Genomic DNA, 9,052 nt, shown 5'->3' with positions numbered 1-9,052 from the left:
TGCTCGCCGAACACAGCGGCTTCAAGGCCCTCTACCTGTCCGGCGGCGGCGTCGCAGCCGCCTCCAACGGCATCCCCGACCTGGGCATCACCCAGCCGGAAGACGTGCTGATCGACATCCGCCGCATCACCGACGTGACCGAACTGCCGCTGCTGGTCGACATCGACACCGGCTGGGGCGGCGCGTTCAACATCGCCCGTACCGTCCGCGCCGTCGAAAAAGCCGGCGCCGCCGCGGTGCACATCGAGGACCAGGTGCAGGCCAAGCGCTGCGGTCACCGCCCGAACAAGGCGATCGTGCCGCAGGCCGAGATGGTCGACCGCGTCAAGGCGGCGGTGGATGCGCGTCGCGACGACCGCTTCGTGATCATGGCGCGCACCGACGCGCTGGCGGTCGAGGGGCTGGACGCGGCGATCGAGCGCGCGGTGGCGTGCGTCGAGGCCGGCGCCGACATGATCTTCCCCGAGGCGATGACCGATCTGGCGATGTACCGCCGCTTCGCCGAGGCGGTGAAGGTGCCGATCCTGGCCAACATCACCGAGTTCGGCGCCACCCCGCTGTTCACCACCGAGGAGCTGGCGTCGTCCAACGTCGGCATGGTGCTCTACCCGCTGTCGGCGTTCCGCGCGATGAGCCAGGCGGCGCTGAACGTCTACCAGGCGATCCGCCGCGACGGTTCCCAAGCGAATGTGGTCGACACCATGCAGACCCGTGCCGAGCTGTACGAGCATCTGGGCTACCACGCCTACGAACAGAAGCTCGACGCGCTGTTTGCCGACGGCAAGAACAAGTAAGCCCCCGATCCAGCCATTCAGATCGAGTCTGCATTAAGGAGAAACCCCAGATGAGCGAAGCTACCCTCGTCAGCAAACCGAAGAAGTCGGTTGCCCTGTCCGGCGTCGCCGCCGGCAACACCGCGCTGTGCACCGTGGGCCGCACCGGCAACGACCTGCACTACCGCGGCTACGACATTCTCGACATCGCCGAGCGTTGTGAATTCGAAGAAGTGGCCTACCTGCTGGTGCACGGCAAGCTGCCGAACCCGGCGGAACTGGCCGGCTACAAGCAGAAGCTCAAGGCGCTGCGCGGCCTGCCGGCGTCGGTGAAGGCGGTGCTGGAAGCGCTGCCGGCCTCGGCGCACCCGATGGACGTGATGCGCACCGGCGTGTCGGCGCTCGGTTGTACCCTGCCGGAGAAGGACGACCACAACATCGCCGGCGCGCGCGACATCGCCGACCGGCTGATGGCCTCGTTCGGCTCGATGCTGCTGTACTGGTACCACTTCAGCCACAACGGCAAGCGCATCGAGGTGGAAACCGACGACGACTCGATCGGCGGCCACTTCCTGCACCTCTTGCACGGTCAGAAGCCGAGCGAGTTGTGGGTGCGGGCGATGCACACCTCGCTGATCCTGTACGCCGAGCACGAGTTCAACGCGTCGACCTTTACTGGCCGCGTCATCGCCGGCACCGGCTCGGACATGTACTCGAGCATCACTGGCGCCATCGGCGCGCTGCGCGGGCCGAAGCACGGCGGCGCCAACGAAGTGGCGTTCGAGATCCAGCAGCGCTACGAAAACCCGGATGAGGCGGAAGTGGACATCCGCGCCCGCGTCGAGCGCAAGGAAGTGGTGATCGGCTTCGGCCACCCGGTGTACACCATCGCCGACCCGCGCAACAAGGTGATCAAGGAAGTGGCGCGCCAGCTGTCCGAAGCGGTGGGGGACACCAAGATGTTCGACATCGCCGAGCGCCTGGAAAGCGTGATGGGGGACGTGAAGAAGATGTTCCCGAACCTCGACTGGTTCAGCGCGGTCAGCTACCACATGATGGGCGTGCCGACCGCCATGTTCACCCCGCTGTTCGTGATCTCGCGCACCTCCGGCTGGAGCGCGCACGTGATCGAGCAGCGCCAGGACGGCAAGATCATCCGCCCGTCGGCCAACTACGTCGGGCCGGAAGACCTGACCTTCGTGCCGATCGACCAGCGTTGATCATGACGGAAGAGCGGCGCAGGCCGCTCTTCTGCCTTTAGCCCCCCTCGATTCTCTCTTTGGGCTCCACGCCATGAACACTGCCTACCGTACCGCCCTGCCGGGCACCCCACTGGACTACTTCGACGCCCGCGCGGCGGTCGAGGCGATCCAGCCCGGCGCCTACGACACCCTGCCTTATACCTCGCGCGTGCTGGCCGAAAACCTGGTGCGCCGCTGCGATCCGGCCATCCTGACCGACTCGCTGAAACAGCTGATCGAGCGCAAGCGCGAACGTGACTTCCCGTGGTTCCCGGCACGCGTGGTGTGCCACGACATCCTCGGCCAGACCGCACTGGTGGACTTGGCCGGCCTGCGCGACGCCATCGCCGCCCAAGGGGGCGATGCGGCCCAGGTGAACCCGGTGGTGCCGGTGCAACTGATCGTCGACCACTCGCTGGCGGTGGAGTGCGGCGGCTTCGACCCCGACGCCTTCCAGAAAAACCGTGACATCGAGGACCGTCGCAATGAGGACCGCTTCCACTTCATCGAGTGGACCAAGACCGCCTTCGACAATGTCGACGTGATCCCGGCCGGCAACGGCATCATGCACCAGATCAACCTGGAGAAGATGTCGCCGGTGATCCACGCCGACCACGGCGTGGCCTACCCGGACACCTGCGTCGGCACCGACTCGCACACCCCGCACGTCGACGCGCTCGGCGTGATCGCCGTCGGCGTGGGTGGGCTGGAAGCCGAGAACGTGATGCTCGGCCGCGCCTCGTGGATGCGTCTGCCGGACATCGTCGGCGTTGAGCTGACCGGCCAGCGCCAGCCCGGCATCACCGCCACCGACGTGGTGCTGGCGCTGACCGAGTTCCTGCGCAAGGAGCGCGTGGTGGGCGCCTACCTGGAGTTCTACGGCGCCGGCGCCGCCAGCCTGACCATCGGCGACCGCGCCACCATCTCCAACATGGCCCCGGAATACGGCGCCACCGCGGCGATGTTCGCCATCGACGGCCAGACGATCGACTACCTGAAGCTGACCGGCCGCACCGACGAGCAGGTGAAGCTGGTGGAAACCTACGCCAAGGCCGCCGGGCTGTGGGCCGACAGCCTCAAGCACGCCGAATACGAACGCGTGCTGACGTTCGACCTGTCGAGCGTGGTGCGCAACATGGCCGGCCCGTCCAACCCGCACAAGCGCCTGCCGACCTCGGCGCTGGCCGAACGCGGCATCGCCGTGGACCTCGACCAGGCCCGCGCCCAGGAAGCCGACGGCCTGCTGCCGGATGGCGCGGTGATCATCGCCGCCATCACCAGCTGCACCAACACCTCCAACCCGCGCAACGTGATCGCCGCCGGCCTGCTGGCGCGCAACGCCCATAAGCTGGGGCTGACCCGCAAACCATGGGTGAAGAGTTCGCTGGCGCCGGGCTCGAAGGTGGTCGAGCTGTACCTGAAAGAGGCCGGCCTGCTCGAGGACCTGGAAGCGCTCGGCTTCGGCATCGTCGCCTTTGCCTGCACCACCTGTAACGGCATGTCCGGCGCGCTCGATCCGGCCATCCAGCAGGAGATCATCGAGCGCGACCTGTACGCCACCGCCGTGCTGTCCGGCAACCGCAATTTCGACGGCCGCATCCACCCGTACGCCAAGCAGGCCTTCCTGGCCTCGCCGCCGCTGGTGGTCGCCTACGCGATCGCCGGCACGGTGCGCTTCGACATCGAACAGGACGTGCTGGGTGTGGTCGACGGCAAGGACATCCGCCTGAAGGACATCTGGCCGAGCGACGAGGAAATCGACGCCGTGCTCAAGCAGGCGGTCAAGCCCGAGCAGTTCCGCCAGGTGTACGAGCCGATGTTCGCCGTCCGAGCCGACAGCGGCGAAAAGGTCAGTCCGCTGTACGACTGGCGCCCGATGAGCACCTACATCCGCCGCCCGCCGTACTGGGAAGGCGCGCTTGCCGGCGAGCGCACGCTGAAGGGCATGCGCCCGCTGGCGCTGCTGCCGGACAACATCACCACCGACCACCTGTCGCCGTCCAACGCCATCCTGCTGAATTCGGCGGCCGGCGAGTACCTGGCCAAAATGGGCCTGCCGGAGGAGGACTTCAACTCCTACGCCACCCACCGCGGCGACCACCTGACCGCGCAGCGCGCCACCTTCGCCAACCCGAAACTGTTCAACGAAATGGTGTTGAACGAGGATGGCACGGTGAAGCAGGGTTCGCTGGCGCGTGTCGAGCCGGAGGGCAAGGTGATGCGCATGTGGGAAGCGATCGAGACCTATATGGCGCGCAAGCAGCCGCTGATCATCGTCGCCGGCGCCGACTACGGCCAGGGTTCCTCGCGCGACTGGGCCGCCAAGGGCGTGCGCCTCGCCGGCGTGGAAGCGATCGTCGCCGAGGGCTTCGAGCGCATCCACCGCACCAACCTGATCGGCATGGGCGTGCTGCCGCTGGAGTTCAAGCCGGGTGAGAACCGCAAAACGCTGGCGCTGGACGGCACCGAGACCTACGACGTGCTCGGCCAACGTACCCCGCGCGCCACGCTGACGCTGGTGATTACGCGCAAGAACGGCGTCAGCCTGGAAGTGCCGGTGACCTGCCGTCTGGATTCGGACGAAGAGGTGTCGATCTACGAAGCCGGCGGCGTGCTGCAGCGCTTCGCGCAGGACTTCCTCGAGTCGAGCCAGGTGGCCTGACCCGACTGATCTCACGACACGCCGGTCGGCACGGAAACGTCCCGACCGGCTTTGGCATGAAAGCAATAGCATGGCTCACCAACCCCAGATCAAGATTCCCGCCACCTATATCCGCGGCGGCACCAGCAAGGGCGTGTTCTTTCGCCTGCAGGACCTGCCGGAGCGCTGCCAGGTGCCCGGCGCGGCGCGCGATGCGCTGTTCATGCGCGTGATCGGCAGCCCCGATCCGTACTCCGCCCACATCGACGGCATGGGCGGCGCCACCTCCAGCACCAGCAAGTGCGTGATCCTTTCCAGGAGCGCGCGGCCCGACCACGACGTCGACTACCTGTACGGCCAGGTGTCGATCGACAAGGCCTTCGTCGACTGGAGCGGCAACTGCGGCAACCTGTCGACCGCCGCCGGCGCCTTCGCCATTCACGCCGGCCTGGTCGACCCGGCGCGCATTCCGGACAACGGCGTGTGCGTGGTGCGCATCTGGCAGGCCAATATCGGCAAGACCATCATCGCCCACGTACCGGTGGCCAACGGCCAGGTTCAGGAAACCGGCGATTTCGAGCTGGACGGCGTGACCTTCCCGGCGGCGGAGATCGTGCTGGAATTCCTCGACCCGTCCGATGACGGCGAAGACGGCGGCGCCATGTTCCCCACCGGCAAGCTGATCGACGACCTGGAGGTGCCGGGTGTCGGCACGCTGAAGGCGACGATGATCGCCGCCGGCATCCCGACCGTGTTCGTCAACGCGGCCGACATCGGCTACACCGGCACCGAGCTGCGCGAGGCGATCAATACCGATCCGGCCGCGCTGGCGAAGTTCGAGGCCATCCGCGTCGCAGGCGCGCTGCGCATGGGGCTGATCAAAACCCCGGAAGAGGCCGCCACCCGCCAGCACACGCCGAAGATCGCCTTCGTGGCGCCGCCGGCCGACTACACCGCCTCCAGCGGCAAGCAGATCAAGGCGGAGGAGATCGACCTCTTGGTGCGCGCGCTGTCGATGGGCAAGCTGCACCACGCGATGATGGGCACCGCCGCAGTCGCGATCGGCACCGCCGCCGCCGTTCCCGGCACGCTGGTCAACCTCGCGGCCGGCGGCGGCGAACGCCAGGCGGTGCGTTTCGGCCACCCGTCCGGCACCTTGCGCGTCGGCGCGGAGGCGCAGCAGGTCGATGGCCAGTGGACGGTGACCCGCGCGGTGATGAGCCGCAGCGCGCGCGTGCTGATGGAGGGATGGGTGCGCGTGCCGGGCGAAGTGATTTGAGGCGTTGTACCGCCGAGGTTAACTCGGCATTCGTAGGGAATCATCCTGCTGGGGACTCTGAGCCATAGAGTCCCCGGTAATGCAGGGTTGGACACCCGCGCGGTGTGACGCCCCCTCATAAGTGAATTTTCGATTCGCCTAACTATTGGGGGGGGTACCCTATGGTACTGATCGCAATGCCAGCAGTTCGACATTCACCTTCGATCGAAAAAATGTAGAACCTTGACCGTCATGATTTTGACTGCGACAGCGGCCTGGCTGCACCCGGTTACGTGTAAGTAGCCATTTTGGATGCCGGGTCTTGGATCATTGGATCGCTGCTTGCGCTGTCATGGCGCGGTCCATCTGCTTGATCTGGAGGTCGGGGCTCCGTACCGCCTAAGATTTTCAAAGGGCTACGCGCCCGGTTTTGTGTGCCTCGATGTGAGGTACCTGCTGCAGAGGCTGGACGAAGGCCACCACCAATACCTGTTTGTGCCCATCGATCGCGGCTCACGCTAGATGCTTGCCCAAATAGCGGCACTGCGCCCAGTGCTTTCTCAAGGCATTGTGACAGCGGCACCGTCAAGGATTACACCCTGCTGCCCGCTAGTGGCGGCGAGTTCACTGACCGACTGCTCAGTAAGCAGAAAACTCCATCACCTGAATTATTTGTTAAACGCGTGCTCAATCATCATGTGCTGGTCGTCTAGATCCTTTTGAGAAAAACAACGTCACTGGCCGTTAATTGTCTGGGGCTTACTGCTCTCCCGGCCGTTACCCCTCCAATTGAGTGGGGTTAGCTAGTGTTATCAATGGTATTAATGGATTAAGCATAATTCAAAAACAAATCGGTTCGATAACGTCACTAGCCATGCTCATGGGATTGTGGCCGGCGACCACTTTTATGTCTCAAGGGGCTTCCATGCAGTGGTTCAGCGCGCTCAGGATATCCGTCCGTCTTACCATCGGCTTTGGCATCATGCTGTCGCTGATGGTCCTGCTTGGTTTTGGATCGTTAAGAGCTATTGGGGCATTGAGCGATGTTTCGCTGGATGTGGTTGATAACACGATGCCATCTGCACTCCGAATCCAGCGAATTCGGGCCAATATTTTTGAGGTTCAACAGCATACCCTGCATGCCACGATTGCAAACGATGCGCAATCGCGCGAGCACGCCTTGGCCTTAAGAAATGATGCATTGAAGCGTCTCAAGAATAATATTGCTGAATATGCGCAGTATGTCGACACTCCGCTCGAAAATCGCGATTATCCGGTCTTGAAGCAGAATATCGATCTGTGGCTTGGTACATCAGCCCAGGCTATATCGCTACTTAAAGAGTCAAACGTGGCGGCAGCTCAAGCTTTGTTGCTGGGCAAAGGTGAGGAAGCAGCAAGCAAAGTAGGCACCACCCTTGATGAGCTGGTGGCGTTCAATAAAGACCAAGCTCACAAGAGCCGTGACACTGTCACTGCCAGGGGCGCCCGTGCACGAGTCGGCGTGATGGTGGGGGTGGGAGTGTCCTTGCTGTTGGCCGTGGTGCTGGCGATCATGCTGGTTCGTAGTATTCTTGCCCCCATCAATCAAGCCGTTGCAGTGGCAGATCGTATCGCCGATCGCGATCTGACCCAGGATATCGATGGCGCGAATGATCACAATGAAACCGGCCAAATGCTGTCTGCGCTGAAGAGAATGCAAGACGCTCTTCGCCACACTTTGTTCAGCATGCAGGGCGATGCCGGGAAATTGGCCGACGCTGCCGGCGCATTAGCAGCGGCGTCGGATCAGGTGGCAAACAGTTCTGGTCTTCAAAGTGAGGCGACCGCATCGGTTGCTGCCGCCATTGAAGAGCTCAGTGCCAGTATCAGTATCTCCAAGGATGCAGCTGGCGACTCGGCGGTGTCTGCAAAAAAATCGGCCCAACTCTCCAAGGAGGGCGGGGAGGTGATACGGGCCACGGTCAGCGAGATGCAGACCATTGCCGAAACGGTGAAGGGCACGGAAACTGCGATCAGTGAGTTGAATGGTCACGCCAATGCTATCTCCACTGTCGTGGACGTGATTCGCGATGTCGCTGATCAGACTAATTTATTGGCGCTGAATGCGGCAATCGAGGCGGCAAGAGCAGGGGAGACTGGGCGTGGCTTCGCGGTAGTTGCCGATGAAGTGCGCAAGCTGGCAGATAGAACTACCACTGCAACGAAAGAGATTGCTGGCATGATTGAACAGATTCAACATGGGGCGAACGTGTCAGTGGAAAGCATGCAAGCCGCCGTCAATCGTGTGATGCGGGGCTATGAGTTGGCCGAGCAGGCGGGGTCTGCTATCGAAGGTATATTGCAGGGTGCCAATGTCGTGCACGAGTCGGTTGCCTCGATTTCGACAGCTGTCATCGAGCAAAATACGACCAGCTTGCAGATTGCCGCCAATATCGAACAAGTGGCGCAAATGATCGACGAGAATAGCGCCGCGGCGATCTCCACCGCGTCGTCCGCCACCCGATTGAATGAAGTGGCAAAGGATATCAGTTGCATCGTCAGTCAGTTCAGGTTGCCCTCACGATTGCGTGGTTGATTTTGATCCGTTGGAGGGGCTCGGGCGGGCGCTGTCCTGCCTCATGCCAGCGGGTCTGATCGTTGGCAAGACGTGCCAGTGGAGCAGGTTCGCCACCGCTCGGATGTGAGGACGCGGAAGCATTAAACGTAATGCCCATCCTTTGCGCCTCTTCCAGAGTATTGTTGGGGTCGGAACCAGAAACATAGACATAAACAGGCTCCAGGTCGCGGGGCCTGTTTTGCATTGAGCTGCGTTGCCTGGCGGCAATCCAGTGAACCAGAAAGTCCACCATCATGCACTGCCGTCGGGCGAATTGCCCCATGCCTTGCCGGTCCTGCGCCAGAGGATAGCGGAAGGCGTAGCGCGTCAGCTCCTGGCTGTGTCGATACGGGTGGAGGGTCTCGTGCTGCATGTTCGGTTTGTGGGCCTACACTCGTCTGACTGATCGGGGGCGGCAAGGCGAGCTGCTGCTTCGCGGCGTGCGGCTTGCACGTCGACACTGGAGGCACTGCCCGAGTGCAGCCCTGGGGCCTGAGAGTCGACACTGGGACGTTTGCCAGTCGTGCGATTCCGGCAGTCGAC

6 protein-coding genes are annotated in these 9,052 nt (G+C 63.3%); 5 read left to right on the top strand and 1 reads right to left on the bottom strand.

Features of this window, described 5'->3' with window-relative positions; all coding sequences use genetic code 11:
* From prpB to QU481_RS10375, 5 genes are all read left to right on the top strand, one after another.
* The coding region (prpB, locus tag QU481_RS10395) for a methylisocitrate lyase (RefSeq protein WP_289829907.1) at positions 1-794 on the top strand (794 nt) is incomplete at its 5' end.
* 50 nt (positions 795-844) lie between these two features.
* Positions 845-1,993, top strand: coding sequence for a bifunctional 2-methylcitrate synthase/citrate synthase (prpC, locus tag QU481_RS10390; protein ID WP_289829906.1), 1,149 nt, complete (start codon positions 845-847; stop codon positions 1,991-1,993).
* Positions 1,994-2,066: 73 nt separating this feature from the next.
* A complete protein-coding gene (acnD, locus tag QU481_RS10385) occupies positions 2,067-4,676 on the top strand; it encodes a Fe/S-dependent 2-methylisocitrate dehydratase AcnD (protein ID WP_289829905.1) in 2,610 nt (869 codons plus the stop codon).
* A gap of 70 nt (positions 4,677-4,746) precedes the next feature.
* A complete protein-coding gene (prpF, locus tag QU481_RS10380; RefSeq protein ID WP_289829904.1) occupies positions 4,747-5,934 on the top strand; it encodes a 2-methylaconitate cis-trans isomerase PrpF in 1,188 nt (395 codons plus the stop codon).
* Positions 5,935-6,838: 904 nt separating this feature from the next.
* The gene (locus tag QU481_RS10375; protein WP_289829903.1) at positions 6,839-8,488 is read left to right on the top strand and encodes a methyl-accepting chemotaxis protein; all 1,650 of its coding nucleotides are present in this window, start codon (positions 6,839-6,841) and stop codon (positions 8,486-8,488) included.
* Here QU481_RS10375 and QU481_RS10370 read toward each other — a convergent pair.
* On the bottom strand, positions 8,460-8,882 hold the full coding sequence (locus QU481_RS10370; protein WP_289829902.1) for a hypothetical protein: 423 nt from the start codon (positions 8,880-8,882) through the stop codon (positions 8,460-8,462). The two genes, QU481_RS10375 and QU481_RS10370, sit on opposite strands and share 29 nt — an antisense overlap.
* Between the last annotated feature and the right edge of the window lie 170 nt (positions 8,883-9,052).

Source organism: Crenobacter oryzisoli, assembly GCF_030385785.1.
Classification (GTDB): domain Bacteria; phylum Pseudomonadota; class Gammaproteobacteria; order Burkholderiales; family Chromobacteriaceae; genus Crenobacter_A; species Crenobacter_A oryzisoli.
This window is presented reverse-complemented; position numbering and strand designations above follow the sequence as displayed.

Coding starts and splice junctions, on each gene's coding strand:
- QU481_RS10370 (WP_289829902.1), bottom strand. CDS start 8,882: ATGCAGCACGAGACCCTCCACCCGTATCGACACAGCCAGGAGCTGACG.
- QU481_RS10375 (WP_289829903.1), top strand. CDS start 6,839: ATGCAGTGGTTCAGCGCGCTCAGGATATCCGTCCGTCTTACCATCGGC.
- acnD (WP_289829905.1), top strand. CDS start 2,067: ATGAACACTGCCTACCGTACCGCCCTGCCGGGCACCCCACTGGACTAC.
- prpF (WP_289829904.1), top strand. CDS start 4,747: ATGGCTCACCAACCCCAGATCAAGATTCCCGCCACCTATATCCGCGGC.
- prpC (WP_289829906.1), top strand. CDS start 845: ATGAGCGAAGCTACCCTCGTCAGCAAACCGAAGAAGTCGGTTGCCCTG.